A 17,323-nucleotide genomic window follows, 5' to 3' on the forward strand; every position below is an offset into this window, starting at 1 on the left:
GAGAATTAAAGAGGGAGGTCTACTAATGCAGCTATTCTAATTCGCCACCGCTTCTGCAGCCGCAGCATCATATTTTTCACCTTGTGGCGCTTTAGGATTAGCTGGTTTAGAACCCTGTAACGACAAAATGTAATTGGTTACTGCACTGATGTTAGCCGAGCTCATGTTTTTCTCCCAGCTCACCATTCCTTTTTCAGGCACACCATACTTAATCACTTTAAATACGTCTTTTACGCTACCGCCGTGTAACCAAAATTCATCTGTTAGGTTAGGCCCAACCAAACCTTCGCCTGCAGCTCCGTGACAAGCCACACAATTCGCATCAAAAACGCCTTTACCTACCGCAATTTGTGACGGGTCTATCTTCACACTGTTTTCATCTACAGAAGAAGCAGATTTTGCTAAGAACTTCTGTTTTGCTAAATCGGCCTTTGCCATTTCTGTTTTGTACTCATCGTCCTGTCTTTCTCCATGCTCACCAATATGATAATAGTAAAGGTATCCAGCAGCAAAAATTAATGTACCATAGAAAAGTACGTTAAACCAAGCTGGAACAGGGTTATTCAACTCCTTTATACCATCGTAAGCATGTGGAATTTCCAAATCTTTCTCCGCAGAAAGTGGCTTTAAGCTTAAAAGTTTGGTCCAAACACTAGGTTTTTCGCCATTTAATTTTACCCACTCTTCGTATTCTAACCTTCTATCCTCCTTGGTTTTATAAGGCGTTGGATTTTTACTTTCTTGGTAAATTACCTTAAAACTTTTATACAAAGTGATGGCAACAAACAACAGGATAATAGAAAACACCAACAAAGTGATAATCAGTAATTCTGTAGTACTGATACCCAAAGATGGATCTGGAATTACAACTTTGGTTTCTTCTTCGGCAGCTGCCGCAGCTTCTTGTGCAAATGAACCAAAAGCTGTAGCCAATAACATCATCAATAAACTAAACTTCTTCATATCCGTCTACTGTTTGAGGTTCGTTAAAAGGTAGATTACTCATTTCTGCAATATGGGTTTTGTTCATTTTGATAAGATAAATACCTACCATGATAAAGAAAACCATAAATATGAGCAGTGATGCGATGAGATAAAACTCACCGCCTGCTAGGTCTTTTATTTGCTTAAACATAATTTTTACTGGTTAGATGGAATAGTTGTTTTGTTTGCTTTGATATCGGTACCCATACGTTGCAGGTAAGCAATTAAAGCAATTATCTCTCTGTCGCTTTTCACGTCGATATTGTTTTGCTTCAGATCTTTAGCGATTGCTTCTGCTTGATCGCTCAACTTCGCTTTAGCCACAGCATCAAAATTCTCTCTGTATGGCACACCTAAAGTCTGCATTGCCCTAATTTTGGCTTCAGTCATGCTGGTATCCAATTTTTGGGTAATTAACCAAGGGTAAGATGGCATGATACTTCCTGGCGACATTGAAGTTGGGTCTAACATGTGGTTGTAGTGCCAAGCGTTAGAATATTTACCACCAATACGGTGCAAATCTGGTCCTGTACGTTTACTTCCCCATAAAAACGGATGGTCGTAAACAAACTCGCCTGCTTTACTGTATTCGCCATAGCGCTCAGTTTCTGACCTAAATGGACGGATAGTTTGCGAGTGACAGTTCACACATCCTTCTTTGATATACAAATCTCTACCTTCTAATTCTAGTGGAGTGTAAGGTTTAACACTGGCGATAGTTGGTACGTTACTCTCGATGGTAAAAGTTGGCATCATTTCTACCATACCACCAATCAAAATCACAATCATAGAAAGCACCATGAATTTCATTGGTTTACGTTCCAACACACGGTGCCATTTTTTATCAGCTGGGTCTTCGTGAGTAATTTCTTTCTCTAAAGGCATTGCTTCGGCTGCTTCATCAGCTACCAGCTTACCTTTTAGCATAGTTTTAGCCAAGTTGTAAGTCATCGCGATAGCGCCGATAAGATACAATGCACCGCCAATAGAACGCAATATGTGCATTGGAATAATTTGTAGCGTAGTAGTTAAGAAGTTAGCGTATTTCAACAAACCTTCGTCTGTAAACTCTTTCCACATTAAGCCTTGCGTAAAGCCAGCCCAATACATCGGAATTGCGTAAAACAAGATACCTAATGTGCCAATCCAGAAGTGGAAAGAAGCTAGTTTTTTAGAGAACAACTCTGTTTTATAGATACGTGGGATTAACCAGTACAATACACCAAAAGTTAAGAAACCATTCCAACCCAAAGCACCAACGTGTACGTGAGCTACAATCCAGTCGGTAAAGTGAGCTACACCATTAATTTGTTTTAAGGATAACATTGGTCCTTCGAAAGTTGCCATACCGTAAGCAGTAAGCGCAACCACCATAAATTTCAAGGTTACATCTTCACGAACTTTATCCCAAGCACCACGTAAGGTGAGCAAACCGTTAATCATACCGCCCCAACTTGGTGCAATAAGCATGATGGAGAAAGCTACGCCTAAAGATTGCGCCCATCCTGGTAAGGAAGTGTACAATAAGTGGTGTGGACCAGCCCAGATGTAGATGAAAATTAACGACCAAAAGTGGAGGATACTCAATTTATAAGAATACACCGGACGGTTAGCCATTTTAGGTAGGAAGTAGTACATCATCCCTAAATACGGCGTAGTTAAGAAAAATGCCACCGCATTGTGTCCGTACCACCATTGTACCAGGGCATCTTGTACACCGGCAAAAACATAGTAACTTTTAAGAAATGAAATAGGCAGCTGAAATGAATTTACAATATGCAATACCGCAATAGTTACGAAAGTAGCAATGTAGAACCAAATGGCTACATACAAGTGCCTTTCTCTACGTTTGATAATGGTACCGAACATATTGATACCGAAAACCACCCAAATTAAGGTAATGGCAATATCGATTGGCCACTCTAGCTCTGCATACTCATGCGATGAAGTAATACCCAAAGGCAAAGTAATCACCGCCGAAACAATAATTAACTGCCAACCCCAAAAGTGAATTTTACTTAAGGCATTACTGAACATTCTTGCTTTTAACAAACGTTGTAACGAGTAGTAAACACCCATAAAAATGGCATTACCCACAAAGGCGAAAATTACCGCATTGGTGTGAAGCGGTCTGATACGACCAAAAGTAGTGTACTGATTACCCAAGTTCATGCTTGGCGAAAACAGTTGCGTGGCGACAAGTAATCCTACTAGCATTCCGATAATACCCCATACGATGGTTGCAATACCGAAATCTCGTACAATCTTATTGTCGTAGGTAAATTTTTCTAGCTGCATAATGAATAGAAATAGATTTGTAATGTTTATGACAAAGTTATTACAGTGCCGAAGCACTGTCGATGATTAGCATTAGTCGGAAATATGATTATTATCACTTTTTGCTGTTTGTGGATTTTTGGAAGCTTCAACTGTCTCTGGGTTTATTACCTCATCGTCGAATAGAATGCGTACGCTTGGGGTGTAAACATCATCATGCTGACCACTTTTCAGTGCCCAAAAGAAGGCTCCCAGAAAAACCAGCGCCACCAAAACGCTGCAACCGATTAGAAAATATAGTATGTTCATTTTTTTATTTAAGTAGTCAGGGATTAGGAATCAGGGGTCAGAGATGATTAGTTCATTGGTAATCGGTTTATTGGTCATTGAGGAGAGGGAACTGGACAGTGCTAACTGATACCTGATACCTGATCACTGATACCTGTCCCCTATTTTAACCCATTCTTCTTTGCAAAATACCTAGTAGCTAAACTGGTAAAACTGATAATGGTAATGGTGCTAATAGGCATCAGAATAGCCGCTACCAATGGATATAAAGTACCTTGTACGGCATAATAAACTCCTATAAGGTTGTAAGAAGTAGCTATCGCAAAGCTGATTTTTATCGTGGTTAAGCCGTCCTTACTTAACTGAATGAAATGAGGCAGTAGACCTAGCGCATTACCGCTCATGATGGCATCACAACCTGGCGTAAAATTGTTAATGTTATCGGTAATAGCTACGCCGAAATTAGCTTGTTTTAAAGCTCCAGCATCATTCAAACCATCGCCCAACATCATCACTTTTTTCTTTCTAATCTGCAAGGCTTTAATCGCTTCCAACTTTTGGTGTGGACTTTGATTAAAGAGAATTGTTGTAGAGGGTTTGAAAACTGACTTCAACATTTGCTCATCTTTGTTAGTATCTCCAGAAAGCACTTTCAAATCATAATCTTCGTTGAGGTGGTTAATTAAAGGAGCAATGCCATCACGCCATTGCTGATCTACCGAAAAGCAGCCTTTATACATTTCATCAATCATGATGTGTACGCCACCATTTTCTTTGCTTTCTACTTCGAAAGGTATCCCTCTTTTACTCCCTGCGTAAACTAAACGACCATTTACCACGCCCATAATCCCCTTCCCTACCACTTCATTGTATTTGGCAATGGCATAAATCTTACTCGGATTTAAAACTTTCAGTACTTGCCTGCTCAAGGGATGAGAAGAATTATAAAGCAACGAGGCAACCAGCAACTTCTCTCCTGGTGTTAAATTGCCTTCAAAACGGATTTCAGAATTATGTGTACTGGTCAATGTTCCAGTCTTATCAAAAACTACGGTATCTAAATCCGCCAGTTGTTCAACTGCATCGGTATTTTTTACGTAGAATCCCTTTTTATCAAATACCGAAAGTATAGCCGAAAGTGTAAATGGCGTACTTAAAGCCAGCACACAAGGACAAGCTACAATAACCACCGCTGTAAATGCCGACCATGCTTTTGCACTATCATTTTGCCACAGCCAGTAACCTGTAGCAGCAAAAGCAATTACAAACACTCCAATACTGAAATACTTGGCAATGCTATCGTTAAAACTCTTTTTCTTAAAATCGGTTTTGTAGAATTCTTTATTCCATAAACCTGTTAAGTAACTTTGCGAAGCCGGCTTTACTACTTCCAGCTCAATAGCTTCTCCCATTTGCCTTCCGCCAGCATACACGATTTCACCCAAAACCTTTTGCTGAGGCTCGGCTTCGCCAGTTACAAAACTCATGTCCAACCAAGCATCTCCCTTCATTAAGATGGCATCGGCTGGCACTAGTTCGCCATTGCGTATCAATAGCCGATCCCCAACGGCTATTTCGCTAATGGCTACCGGTTTTTCCCGGTTATCTTTGAGGGTGGTAATCGCAATTGGAAAATAAGAGCGATAATCCCTGTCGAATGAAATATGATGATAGGTACGTTGTTTCACCCATTTACCCATCAATAATAAAAAAATCAATCCTGTTAAGGTATCACCAAAGCCTGGCCCATCATTAAAGATGGTTGAAATAGCGGTACGTACAAATAGTACCGCTATAATGAGGGCAAGCGGTGTATCTAGATTAACAAACTTTTGCTTTAAACTTGCTATAGCGGAAGTGAAATAATCTCTAGCGCAGTAAAAGGTTACTGGTATACAAAAAGCCAAGTTTAACCAAGCAAACAGATACTGAAATTCTTTTTCTAAGGCTGATAAACCAAAATATTCTGGAAAACTGAAAAGCATTACATTGCCCATACAAAAACCTGCGATGGCAATCTTCCAAATCAGCTGTTTATTAACCGAATTTCCTTTTTCCTTCACTACATCCTGCAGGCTAATCAAGGGTTCATAACCAATCTGGTTTAGTACTTCAACTACCTCACGCAGAGAAACTTTTTCGTGCTTGTAACTGATGGTCACTTCTTTCTTCAAGAAATCGATACAAGAACTAAATATGGCTGGATTGATTTTGTACAGATGTTCCAACAACCAAATACAAGAACTACAATGGATGGCCGGAACGTAAAAAGTAACTATCGAATTCTCTTTGTCTTTATAGTTGATGAGCTGAGTGATGATAGTTGGTTCATCTAAATATTCGAAATGTCCATCATCTTTGATACGTTGCCCAGGAGTATCGTTATACGCATAATAGTTGCACATGTTATTTTCAGATAAAATCTGATACACGTTTTGACAACCTACACAACAGAAATCTTTTTCATCGTAACTTAATTTAACAGCAGGTAATTTATCGCCGCAATGGTAGCATACTGAACTTTGGTGGGTGATGGTTGAATTACTCATAGTTTGAATTTTGTTATTTACTTAATTCAGATTAACCTTAATATCATTAATCAAGAAGATAAACCACCTCCTTTAATTCCCCGCCAGCTGTGGACACATGGCGCTTAAGCATTTTGCTTATCCCCCTCTTTGAGGGGGCAGGGGGAGGAATAAACGTAAATCAGATTAATATTTTATATCGCTGCACTAAACAATTGGGTTTGTGGTTGTTTCTGCCAAAGCCTTTCATCAAAAGCCATACACACGTTACGTAAGAAAGACCTACCTAAAGGCTGTATTTTCACTTCTCTATTCCTAATGGCGACCAATCTATCATCAATCATAGGTTGCAAACGGTCAATCACCTGTTGTGGAATATCATCAGTAAAACAAGTATTGTCTTGACACATTAAATTGAGGATATGCTTTCTGATATACAAATCTTCCTCATTCAATAAATGTCCCTTTTGAACTGCTAATTCTTCAGCCTGAATAAGGTGCTTGTATTCTTCTACTGTCTTAACATTTTGTGCAAAGGCGGTACCACAATCGCTGATAGAAGACACTCCCAAACCCAACAAGATATGTGTGTGTTGGTCGGTATATCCCATAAAATTACGGTGCAATTTACCTTGTTCACTGGCAACGTAAAGGTTATCCGTTTTTAAGGCGAAATGGTCCATACCGATTTCTTCATAGCCTGCCGCCACCAACATTCCCCTACCTTTTTGGTATAAGGCAAACTTTTCATCTCCTTGCGGAATATCACTTTCTGTAAAATGGCGCTGACCAGCTTTGATCCACGGCACATGGGCGTAGCTGTAAAAAGCAATGCGATCTGGTTTAATAGCAATCGTTTCTTCTATTGTTTCGGTTAAACCATTTATATTTTGACCCGGCAAACCGTAAATCAAATCGAAGTTGATGGATTGATAGCCTAGCTCCCGAGATAATTTGGTTATTTTTTCTACCTGTGCTGGCGTTTGGTAGCGGTTGATCATGAACTGTACTTTGGGATCAAAATCCTGAATTCCTAAACTCAATCGTTTGAAACCTAGATCACGCAAAGTTTGCAGGTGTTCAATAGTCGTATTATCTGGATGCCCTTCAAATGAGCAAGCTGCATCTTCTTCGAATTGTGCACCACCAGCAATAACTTCTAGTAGAGCTTTCAAATTAGCTGCGCTAAAAAAAGTTGGTGTGCCGCCTCCTAAGTGTATTTCCTTAATTTTTGGTCGCTCTCCAAACAGCGCAACATACATTTCCCATTCCTTTAACAAGGCATCGATATATGGTAATTCTACGCCATGATTTTTGGTGATGCGGGTATTACAACCACAATAAGTACACAAACTCTCGCAAAAAGGCAAGTGAATGTAAAGGCTAATTCCTTCGTTTTTATGTTGGCGATAAGCTTCCACCAATCTTCCCTTCCACTGTATAGCATCGAAATTTTCGTTATCCCAATAAGGTACAGTTGGATAGCTGGTATATCTGGGTGCTGCGATGTTGTATTTACGCAAAAGTTGGGCAGCTTCCATTTTATTCCTCCTCCTCTTTAGTTGTTCTTGCACATTCGTTAGGGCAACAACAAGCTTTACCTACACATTTTCCTGCAGCCCAATTGTCCAGATTTTTCACCACTTGCTGCATACGCGGCATAACGATGTCCTCACCTTGTGTAAATGGTACATTAGCAATTTTGAAGCCCGCAATACCTGCTGCATTTAAATCAATATGGCTAGTTTCAAAAGATGAAGTGGCGATGTATTTAATACCTAATGCTCTTAAACCCACAATTAGTTCAGCATTTAATGGGTCTTCATTAAATACTATTAAAACTTCCTTGCCCTGTGCAAACGGCATCGTTTCTAGACTCAAACTATTGGCTATAATAGTAATGTCATGCTTTTTGTGGTTTGCCAAAACCAAACACTCTTTTTCCTCTGGTTTAATATTATAAGCGATAGCTTTCATTTCTTAGCTTTTATTGTTCTTTTGGTTAGTTAGACACCTATTTATTAAAATACTCATTGGCATATTTTAATCATCGTAGGTTTATCCGTTCTAATTATATTCACAAAACTAGCTAGCAATGCATGCCTCAGAGTTGAGCGTAGTTATCCAAAAAAATGATATTCGTCACAATTCAACAAGTTGATATTAAGCTTAAAGAAGTCGAACTAACTGACTGAAATTTTTAGCTATTATGCGCTTTGGCTATAATTTATTTAGTAATTATCAAAAATTACAGCATTAAAAAAAGGAGGTTTGATTTCAGCTTTGCAACAGGAAAATTTGCAAGAATATTCCTTTAGAAGATTTTACATATTTATTGAAAGCAAGGATTTTTCCATTGTTGGACCAAAGCACTGCACCAGTCAAATGTTCTGGAGATTCATGTCTACAGGTTAAACAATGAGCATTTCCAGTAGAAATTTCGGTAATAAATACACTTTGTTCGGCTAAGTAAGAAAGATATTGGCCATCCGGACTGATATTTATTGGACTAGTTATCGAAAAAGCATTCTGAGTGATTTGTTTAACAAGCCCTCCATTCGGAGAAACTGAATACACTTGAATCCAACCGTTTTCATCTTCAGATAGGAAGTAAATTTGACTACCATCTGGACTGCTGCGTAGCCAATGTCTTGGCCCTTTTACACCTAGCCTGCTATAAGTAACTCTACGTTGATTGATTTCTTTGGGTACTGCTGGTCGTTCATTTTCTTTTCCAGCAATAGCGATATCGAAATTAATCGAGCTGATATTATCAGGAATATCAGCTATAAAAACCTCTGTTATGGTATCACCATTTGCACTTCTTACATCTCCTTGATAGGCAATTGCCTTTTGTTGACGATTTCCATCTAATTTGATATAGCCATTTTTACCAATCCAACACTCGTCAAAAGCCTTATCTATTTCATCACCTCCCAATTCTGGGTTTTCGGTAACGGTTGCAGCCAGAATAGAGAACATTTCTCCATTGTTGTTTTCTGGGTCAGTTGTATTAGCAACTAGCACCTTTCGTGGAAACATTATTCCGATGGTACGCAAATCTTTAAATTGTGAATTAGTTTTAGCTAATCGAGCTATCAGATCATCGTTGTAAGTAAAGCTAAGCATTTGTCCATCGCCACTCCATGAATGTGCATGGGTACCACCTCTTAGTGCGCCAGCAACAAAAGGTGGCTCTATATTTCTAGCGTCCATAAAAATAGGTTGCTGATATTTGTCTATAGCTACAGCAATACCTGTACGACGAGTAAAATCATAAGGTTTATTTGCATCCGCATTTCGAATGCCGTGTATAAAAATTACTTTGTTTTCTATAGGAGAAAAACTGGCGGCACCTACTCCTGGGCCATATAGAGTTTGGTTTGGAACGATGTATATGGTCTTCTCATCTCCTGTATTTACATTAACAATCCCAATGCTACCCGTAATTTTAATATCCCCATCATTATTTCTGCCATCAAAAACAATCCATTCGTTATCCTTAGAGAATACTTGACTAGTATTTAAAGTATGTCCTATTTCACTATATGTGAGTTGAATTTCTTTTTTATTGAACATAATAAGGAGATTTTATTAAGGTTTGACCGACGTAGCACCGAAAAATTGCATAAAAAAACGGATAATTTTAGAAATTATCCGTTCTTAAATATTATTTCAACTGTTATTAATTTGCTGCAGCCGCTTTTGCTTCCTCTTTTAACTTGATATTAATTTCTTCTACTTTCTTACGTTGTTCTTCTGTTAAAAGTGCGTTAAACGACTCATTTCTTTCTTTAATCAACGTTTTAACTGCCGCCTTTTTTGCTTTTTCATCTAAAGTTGCATCTTCTTCAATTTTAGTTCGTTTTTCTGCCGCATCCTTTTTAATTATCGCAATCTTTTTAATCTGATCCGCATCACAACCAATTTCGGTAAGTGATGTTTTATTCCAACTAAAAGAAGTAGCTTTTTTTGGTGCATCTTGCGCATTAGCAAACACCACTGTAAAACACGCTATAAATAGCGTAAACAATAACTTTTTCATTTCTGTTTATATTTAGAATAATAAATCTAATACATTTTTAATGACATTTACTATAGCTTTTAAAATTATTTTCAAATAAATACTACTAAATCAGTAGACTTTATTATATTTGCATCAATGTTCATACAATTTATATTTGGTTGAAAAAACGGCAGCTTGGATGAGTTGCCGTTTTTCTTTTGCAATTATTGCTAAAAACCTGTTTTAAATCACCTTGGACTTTGATAGCAACAAAATTTATTACCATCTTAGTGAAAAATTTGATTTTTTAAATTGTCAGCCTACCACCTATCGGAAGAAGTTTATTTAACACGGCTTGTTAACGCCGATAGAGATGCTTTTGCTTTTTTTTACGAAAAATATAGCTCTGCGTTGTATCAGAAGCTAAATAAGATGGTAAAAGTACCCGAAATTGCTGATGAACTCTTGCAAGATGTATTCTTGAAAGTTTGGATTAAAAAAGATACCGTCAATTTAGAGCAATCATTTAAGCCTTGGTTATACACCATAGCACAAAACACGGTGTACGATTATTACAGAAAACTTGCACAAGATAAGAAGATGCAAGACCACTTAATTAATACCTTTGCAACGTTTTACAATCAGACAGAAGATTATATTTACAACAAGGAACGTACTGCGGCACTAAATGAAGCCATTGAACAACTGCCTCCACAACGTAAAGAAATTTTCAGGCTCTGCAAATTAGAAGAGAAATCTTATAAAGAAGTAGCGGAACAATTAAATATCAGTGTTTCTACGGTCAGCAACCAGTTGGTGCATGCCACCAAAGCCGTAAAAGACCATATTTTCTTCCACTCTAAAGAATTCCTCGTTTTTGTGATTGCATTATATCTAAAGAACTAGCTCCACGCAACCTTTAAACTAAATTCTAAAAAAAATGCATTTTTTTAGACATGCAATAGTGTGTTTTTAAATCTCGTGCGTATTAGTTTATAAATATGGAGCAAAAGCCAGAGTTCAAACAATTATTTAGCAGGTATCTCAATAACCAAGTTACCGCAAACGACCTTAATTCATTATTTAAAAGCATGGATGAGGCTAGTGAGCAGCACTTGCGCAGTCATATTAGCAATGAGTTGCTATCAGAAGACGAAGCTGAACCTAGTAACCCAGCTCATTTGAGAAATATTTTTGCAAAAATTGAAGAACAAATAAATGATCAACCAAAAACCAAAGTTTTAAAACTGAGCACTTGGTACAAAACCGCGGCAGCTGCTGCTGTGATTTTTGGTTTAGGTTACTTAGCTCTTTACGATAGCCCTGCGAACAAACACGAAATTGTTCCCGGCGGAAGCAAAGCACTACTAATTATCAACAATGAAGAAACTCCGCTTGACGGCAAAAGCAAGTCGAGCTTCTCTCCTGCCGCAGCTATTTCTGTTTCTACCGCAGCTGATGGTACTATCACTTACAAACAAACATCAAACGATACTACTGGGCTCTCAACCCTACATGCCATTAGTACTCCAGCAGGAGGTTTTTACAAAATTACCCTTGGTGATGGAACTCAAGTTTATCTAAATTCAAAATCAACCTTAGAATTCCCTGTTGGGTTTTATGGAGCCAAAAGACACGTAAAACTGAACGGAGAAGCCTACTTTAAAGTAGCCAAAAATAAGCAAATGCCATTCATCGTTTCTGTAAACCAGACAGATGTACAAGTTTTAGGCACATCGTTCATCATCAACAGTTTTGGCAAACAAACAAAAACTACCCTTTTTGAAGGTAGCGTACAAGTCAACTATCTAAATAACCACAAAATACTTGCTCCCGGACAGGAAGGATTATCTGACCGAAATGGCATTCTCATTAACAAAGCCGATACCGCTGCAGCCATAGCGTGGACCAATGGCTTGTTCGCATTTAACGACCAACCGCTAACAGAAGTATTACATGAGCTTTCTCGCTGGTACGATTTTACCTTCGACGAGAACAGTATCCCCAACAAACGATTGTACATAAGATTAAATAGAAATACCGCCTTTAAAGATGTAATACAAATGTTGTACACTACTACTGGCTTAAAATTTAAAATAGAAGAAAGGAGGCTAAGCATAGAAAACTAAATACATGCGCTCCAAACAAAACTATTTTATAATCAACTAACTAACCTTTAATGAGTAAACTTTACCTAACAGGCAGACAAAAACCTGTGTTTATATCGTATTTGAGATTGCTTTTGCTAGTCTCTATTTTCACTACATTAACCACTCAATTATCTTTCTCGCAAACTACTTACACATTTAGCTTCAAACAGGCTGCATTAAATACCGTAATTTCCGAAATTGCCACCAAAACCAACTATCAATTCGTTTATGATGCTTCGTTTAACCAAAAGGCAAAGCCGATAAATGCAGAAATCAAATCGTCAAATATTGATGAAATACTGACCCAAGTTTTTAAAGACCAAGATTTTACTTACCGAGTAAATGGCAAAACTATCGTTATCAAATCTAAAGCTGCCGGGGAAAACACTTATGTGCTACGCGGAATAGTTAACGATAATGAAGGTTTGCCAATGCCAGGCGTAACTATAACGCAAAAAGGTACTACAAATATGGTGCATACAGACCAAAATGGATATTTTGCTATTTACGTAAGTGATAGCAATAACACTTTGGCATTCTCTTACCTTGGTTACGAGCAAAAAGAAGTGAAATATTCCAAAGGAGCTACTGGAACTTCTGTAGTTGTTTCGTTAGCGCCATCAAACTCAATTCTTCAAGAGGTTGTGGTTACGGGCTACCAAACTATTTCAAAAGAACGTTCTACGGCTGCTATTTCAGTTGTCGATAACAAAACATTAAATGAAAATATAAATACAGATTTATATAGTGCTTTAGAAGGTCGAATAGCTGGATTAATGTCTGAAAAAAATGCAAATGGTGTTGGCTCAGATAAGCTAATTTTACGTGGCATAGGAACTTTCTCTACAAGTGCTGTAAATGGCGTAGGTGTAGAGCCTTTGTTGGTAATAGATGGCCTACCAACCGAAATTAGTTTATCGGATGTCAATCCCTACGACATAGAAAGTGTAAATGTGCTTCGAGATGCTGCCGCTGCATCTATCTATGGTTCTAGGGCTGCTAATGGTATTATTGTTTTGACTACTAAAAAGGGAAGTGGTAATCTGAAAGTAACACTTAATTCAGATTTTTTCGTCAGCACTAAACCAAACTTAAACTTGATGAACTATGCCTCTACCAGTGAGGCTATAGATTATGAGCAAGCTATTTATAATAAGGAACGAGCTAGATATACCAACACTGCTTCAATGTTTAATGCATATGGAGATATTGCTAATGGAACCATCAAATATTATTCTCCATTATATCAATTAAACAGAGATAAGGAAGAAGGAAAAATTACTACCACACAATTTGATAATACAATTAATCAATGGAGGACTAATGATTATATTGAAGATTACAAGAACAATGTTTGGCAAAATGAATTTAGACAACGCTACAATTTATCGTTTTCTGGAGGTACCAACAAGCAAAATACTTTCCTATCTTTTAACTTCGATGATTCAAAACAACGCATTAAATACAATCAAGACAAAAACTTCACCTTATATGCGAAAAGTAATTTTCAATTAAAATCTTGGTTAAACGCTACCATTGGTTTTAATGGTTCTTATAGTACAGCTGATGTAACAGACGCTTCGTATAGTGACTTTACGATACAGAATCGTTACGAGCAAATTGTAGATGCGAATGGCAACCTAGTCATTTCACCTTATGTAAATATTAAAGACGGCTTTACCGGATCCTTAGCAATGAATGGTGTAGTGGCAGGTAAAATAAATAGTACAACTAGCTTAAAACCTGTTAGCTTTAACATCTTAAATGCATTACAAGAAGGAATAGAAGAGAGGAACTCGTTAGCGCTTAGGGCATTTGCAAACTTACAAGCAAAAATTTACGATGGCTTAAGCTTTGGCACTCAGTTTCAATACGAAAATAGAAGAAATAGCAGAGAAAGCTTTTATGATGCAAATTCATACAAAATGCGATACGCATCTGATGCTTTAGCGAACTATTCTAGCACTACCAACCTATATACTAGCGGATTGCCTGCAGGAGGGCGTTATTATCAATATAACAATCAATCTAGCAGCTATACATTTAGGAATCAGTTAAACTACGATAAATCATTTAACCAAAACAAGCATTCGGTTTCGGCAATTGCTGGTTTTGAAATGAGGGAGATTTTCAGTCCAAGATCAATTGAACAATTGAGATACGGCTATGATCCTGTTACCTTATCGTCTGTGATTTTAGATAATGCAAGTCTTAGTCAAACAGGTTTACCTAGTTATATCTATGGTGGTAACAGAACTTTGAGTACACTTGGACGTACACAAACCGAAGTTAAACATCGCTATTTTTCTGTCTACAGCAACATGAGTTATACTTATCTTTCTAGATATAATGTAACCGGAAGTGTTAGAATAGATAGAGCAGACTTATTTGGAGTTGACCCTCAGTACAAAAATCGTCCACTTTGGTCTGTTGGATTGGGTTGGAATGCAAGCAATGAAGAGTTCTTAAGTAACGTATCATGGATTGATATGCTGAAATTAAGAGCAACCTACGGTGTAAATGGAAATGTAGATCAAACTACTACTCCCTATTTAACTGCTACGAGAAGAAACGACAATCTATTTCCAACCTTACAATACACCAATATCACTGTTTTGCCAAATCCTAAATTGAGATGGGAAAAAGTTGCTAGTTCAAATATCGGTTTAGACTTTTCCTTGTTTAAAGGTAAGTTAAGAGGCAATTTCGATGTGTATAACAAATATAGCTCAGACTTATTAGCAACTACAGAGCTAGATCCTACTGTAGGCGCTTTAAACAGAGTTCTTAATAGTGGCGAAATGAGAAATCGCGGTATTGAAATTGGATTAGGTTCTAACTGGTACAATAAAAATGATCTCCGTTTCAGTTCTAATTTTATTATTGCTTTCAACAATAATGCAGTAAAAAAAGTAAATATCACTAACTCAACAGCTCAAAATTACGTAGCGGCTCCTCAAAATTATTTCTTTGAAGATGAAACCTTCGGTAGTCTTTATGCCTACAAATATGGAGGAATGATAAACGGCTATCCTTATGTTTTAGATGAAAATGGGAATCCATCAATCAGTTTTGATTCTAATGGAAACCCTATTGCTACTAGTATCAAAAGTAGCATCAATAACTCGGCAGCATTAGTAAATATGGGGCCCCTAACTCCTACTTACACGGGCTCACTTTCTCAGCGGATGTCATATAAGCAATTTGATTTAAACGTATTAATGGTATTCTCTGGAGGAAATAAATTAAGAAAAGATTTCATAGATCCGGGCGAAACAAAAACAACGACTATAACCAATACCGTAGTTACCAACGGACAGGAGAATAACCTGCCAAGACTAGTAGTTGATTATCCGGAGAATTTGTTAAACTACGCTGGAAACATCATCTCAATGTGGCGTAATTCTGATGTTAACGTGGTAGATGCTGATTATGTAAAACTTAGAAACGTTTCACTCAGTTACAACCTTCCTCAATCATTTGCTAATAAAATTAAGATCTCGTCGGCAAAAATAACTTTTCAAATGAATAACATTTGGTATTGGAGTGCAGCTGGAAACAACATTGATCCAGAGACTTACACTTCAAACTCCGCTACACGTAACATCCCATTGCCTAAAACTTATTTATTTGGCTTTAACCTTACATTATAAAACGATGAAACGCATAAATATTTTACTACTATCGTTGCTGATGCTAAGCATTACAGCTTGCGAAAAATATACAGACATTACTCCAAAAGGAGCTTTTATAGTAGAAACTGCTGATGATTTTTATAAATTGGTTTCTTTACCAAATCGAGGTTATCCTATCAATAACTTTCAATATTTAGTGGATGACCAGTGGATGAAGGAATCAAATGTTATAGGTATTACACCTAACATCAATACCATCAATTTTACTTTTAACGAAAGTATTGATAGAGTTTCGATGTTAACTGGTTCAAGCTTTTACAACCAAGCTTACGTATATATCAATAGATGGAATACCGTGATTTCTTTAGTAGATGATAGTAAAGGCGATGAAAAAACTAAGCAGTTGGCTAAAGCAGAAGCGAAGGTTTTAAGAGCTTACGATCACTTCTTATTAGTTAACACTTATGCAAAAGCTTACGATCCAGCAACTGCTGCTACAGATGGAGGTATCTGCATCATGGATAAATATGATTTAGAAGCACAACCAAAAAAGTCTACAGTAGCTGAAGTTTACAGTTTCATTCAAAAAGATATCGACGAAGCACTTCCATTTTTAGAAGTCAACCCTTCGGATCCATATCATCCTTCTTTAGCTTTTGCCTATGCTTTTAAAGCAAAAGTCCATTTATTTAAAAGAGAAATTGCTGCCGCAAAGACTGCAGCAGAACAATCGCTCAGCTACAATAACCAAATATTTGATCTAGTAGCCTACGCAGCACAAGGAGGCCCTACTTCTGTACCAGTTATTGCACCAAATAACCCAGAAGTATTGAGCTATATGTACATGACTGGTTATAACGAAATGAATTTTGCTTATCAATACATCATTAGTCCCGAACTAAGAACTTTATTTGGTAACAATGATGCTCGTTTCAACTTATTCTTTAATAGCACAAATGCCAGCTTTTTAGATATTGGTTCAAACACAGCCTATCACAATGTAGCCTACACTCGTTTCTTCTACGGAACCGTAGGAATGAAAACTACTGAGGTACACCTAATACTAGCAGAATGCTATGCTAGAGATAACAAATTTACGGAGGCAGTTGATATCCTTAATAAATTAAGAGCTAAACGCATTTTAGCTGGAGGAACGGTAAATTTAACGGTTCCTTCTACTAGGAAAGAAACTATGGAGCTAGTCATTAATGAGCGTAGAAAAGAGCTACTATTTGGTTTCAATCGCTTTTTTGATTTGAAAAGGCTAAACAACGAAACTGAATATGCCAAAACCATTACTCGTGTATTCCCTATTGTAAACAAAACAGTTCCGCAACAAACGTACACGTTAAAACCAGGTTCAAGGTTATATATTATTCCGTTCCCATTAAACGTATTGAGAATGAATCCTTCTCTTACGTTAAATACAGACGAAAAAATTCCTTTTTAATTTTA

Annotated in this window: 13 protein-coding genes; 4 read left to right on the forward strand and 9 right to left on the reverse strand. The window is 37.3% G+C overall.

Annotated elements, in window-relative coordinates:
• Window positions 1-36 precede the first annotated feature (36 nt).
• The 9 genes from CRO54_RS07800 to CRO54_RS07840 form a co-directional block, all read right to left on the reverse strand.
• Complete coding sequence (locus tag CRO54_RS07800) at window positions 37-963, reverse strand: cbb3-type cytochrome c oxidase N-terminal domain-containing protein (protein ID WP_240775055.1); 927 nt, start codon at window positions 961-963, stop codon at window positions 37-39.
• Window positions 950-1,135, reverse strand: coding sequence for a hypothetical protein (locus tag CRO54_RS07805; protein ID WP_097130676.1), 186 nt, complete (start codon window positions 1,133-1,135; stop codon window positions 950-952). Before CRO54_RS07805 ends, CRO54_RS07800 begins: the two co-directional genes overlap by 14 nt.
• A 5-nt stretch (window positions 1,136-1,140) precedes the next feature.
• A complete protein-coding gene (gene ccoN, locus CRO54_RS07810) occupies window positions 1,141-3,282 on the reverse strand; it encodes a cytochrome-c oxidase, cbb3-type subunit I (protein ID WP_097130678.1) in 2,142 nt (713 codons plus the stop codon).
• 72 nt (window positions 3,283-3,354) lie between these two features.
• Window positions 3,355-3,570 (reverse strand): cbb3-type cytochrome oxidase assembly protein CcoS, encoded by a 216-nt coding sequence (ccoS, locus tag CRO54_RS07815; protein ID WP_097130680.1) that lies wholly within the window; start codon window positions 3,568-3,570, stop codon window positions 3,355-3,357.
• A 140-nt stretch (window positions 3,571-3,710) separates the two neighbouring features.
• Window positions 3,711-6,098, reverse strand: coding sequence for a heavy metal translocating P-type ATPase (locus tag CRO54_RS07820; RefSeq protein ID WP_097130682.1), 2,388 nt, complete (start codon window positions 6,096-6,098; stop codon window positions 3,711-3,713).
• Between the two features lie 173 nt (window positions 6,099-6,271).
• On the reverse strand, window positions 6,272-7,618 hold the full coding sequence (gene hemN, locus CRO54_RS07825; RefSeq protein WP_097130684.1) for an oxygen-independent coproporphyrinogen III oxidase: 1,347 nt from the start codon (window positions 7,616-7,618) through the stop codon (window positions 6,272-6,274).
• Window position 7,619: 1 nt separating this feature from the next.
• Window positions 7,620-8,054 (reverse strand): Rossmann-fold NAD(P)-binding domain-containing protein, encoded by a 435-nt coding sequence (locus CRO54_RS07830; protein ID WP_097130686.1) that lies wholly within the window; start codon window positions 8,052-8,054, stop codon window positions 7,620-7,622.
• A gap of 300 nt (window positions 8,055-8,354) precedes the next feature.
• Entirely contained in the window at window positions 8,355-9,656 is a 1,302-nt protein-coding gene (locus CRO54_RS07835; RefSeq protein WP_097130688.1) for a DUF3748 domain-containing protein, read from the reverse strand.
• 106 nt (window positions 9,657-9,762) lie between these two features.
• Complete coding sequence (locus CRO54_RS07840; RefSeq protein WP_097130690.1) at window positions 9,763-10,122, reverse strand: hypothetical protein; 360 nt, start codon at window positions 10,120-10,122, stop codon at window positions 9,763-9,765.
• Between the two features lie 273 nt (window positions 10,123-10,395).
• Between CRO54_RS07840 and CRO54_RS07845 the strand changes: the two genes are divergently transcribed.
• From CRO54_RS07845 to CRO54_RS07860, 4 genes are all read left to right on the forward strand, one after another.
• On the forward strand, window positions 10,396-10,989 hold the full coding sequence (locus tag CRO54_RS07845) for an RNA polymerase sigma factor (protein WP_097130692.1): 594 nt from the start codon (window positions 10,396-10,398) through the stop codon (window positions 10,987-10,989).
• 95 nt (window positions 10,990-11,084) lie between these two features.
• Complete coding sequence (locus CRO54_RS07850) at window positions 11,085-12,212, forward strand: FecR family protein (RefSeq protein ID WP_097130694.1); 1,128 nt, start codon at window positions 11,085-11,087, stop codon at window positions 12,210-12,212.
• A gap of 50 nt (window positions 12,213-12,262) precedes the next feature.
• On the forward strand, window positions 12,263-15,886 hold the full coding sequence (locus CRO54_RS07855) for a SusC/RagA family TonB-linked outer membrane protein (RefSeq protein ID WP_097130696.1): 3,624 nt from the start codon (window positions 12,263-12,265) through the stop codon (window positions 15,884-15,886).
• A 4-nt stretch (window positions 15,887-15,890) separates the two neighbouring features.
• Complete coding sequence (locus CRO54_RS07860) at window positions 15,891-17,318, forward strand: RagB/SusD family nutrient uptake outer membrane protein (protein WP_097132308.1); 1,428 nt, start codon at window positions 15,891-15,893, stop codon at window positions 17,316-17,318.
• Window positions 17,319-17,323: the final 5 nt, after the last annotated feature.

Origin of the sequence: Pedobacter xixiisoli (assembly GCF_900215335.1) — a bacterium.
GTDB classification, from domain to species: Bacteria; Bacteroidota; Bacteroidia; order Sphingobacteriales; family Sphingobacteriaceae; genus Pedobacter; species Pedobacter xixiisoli.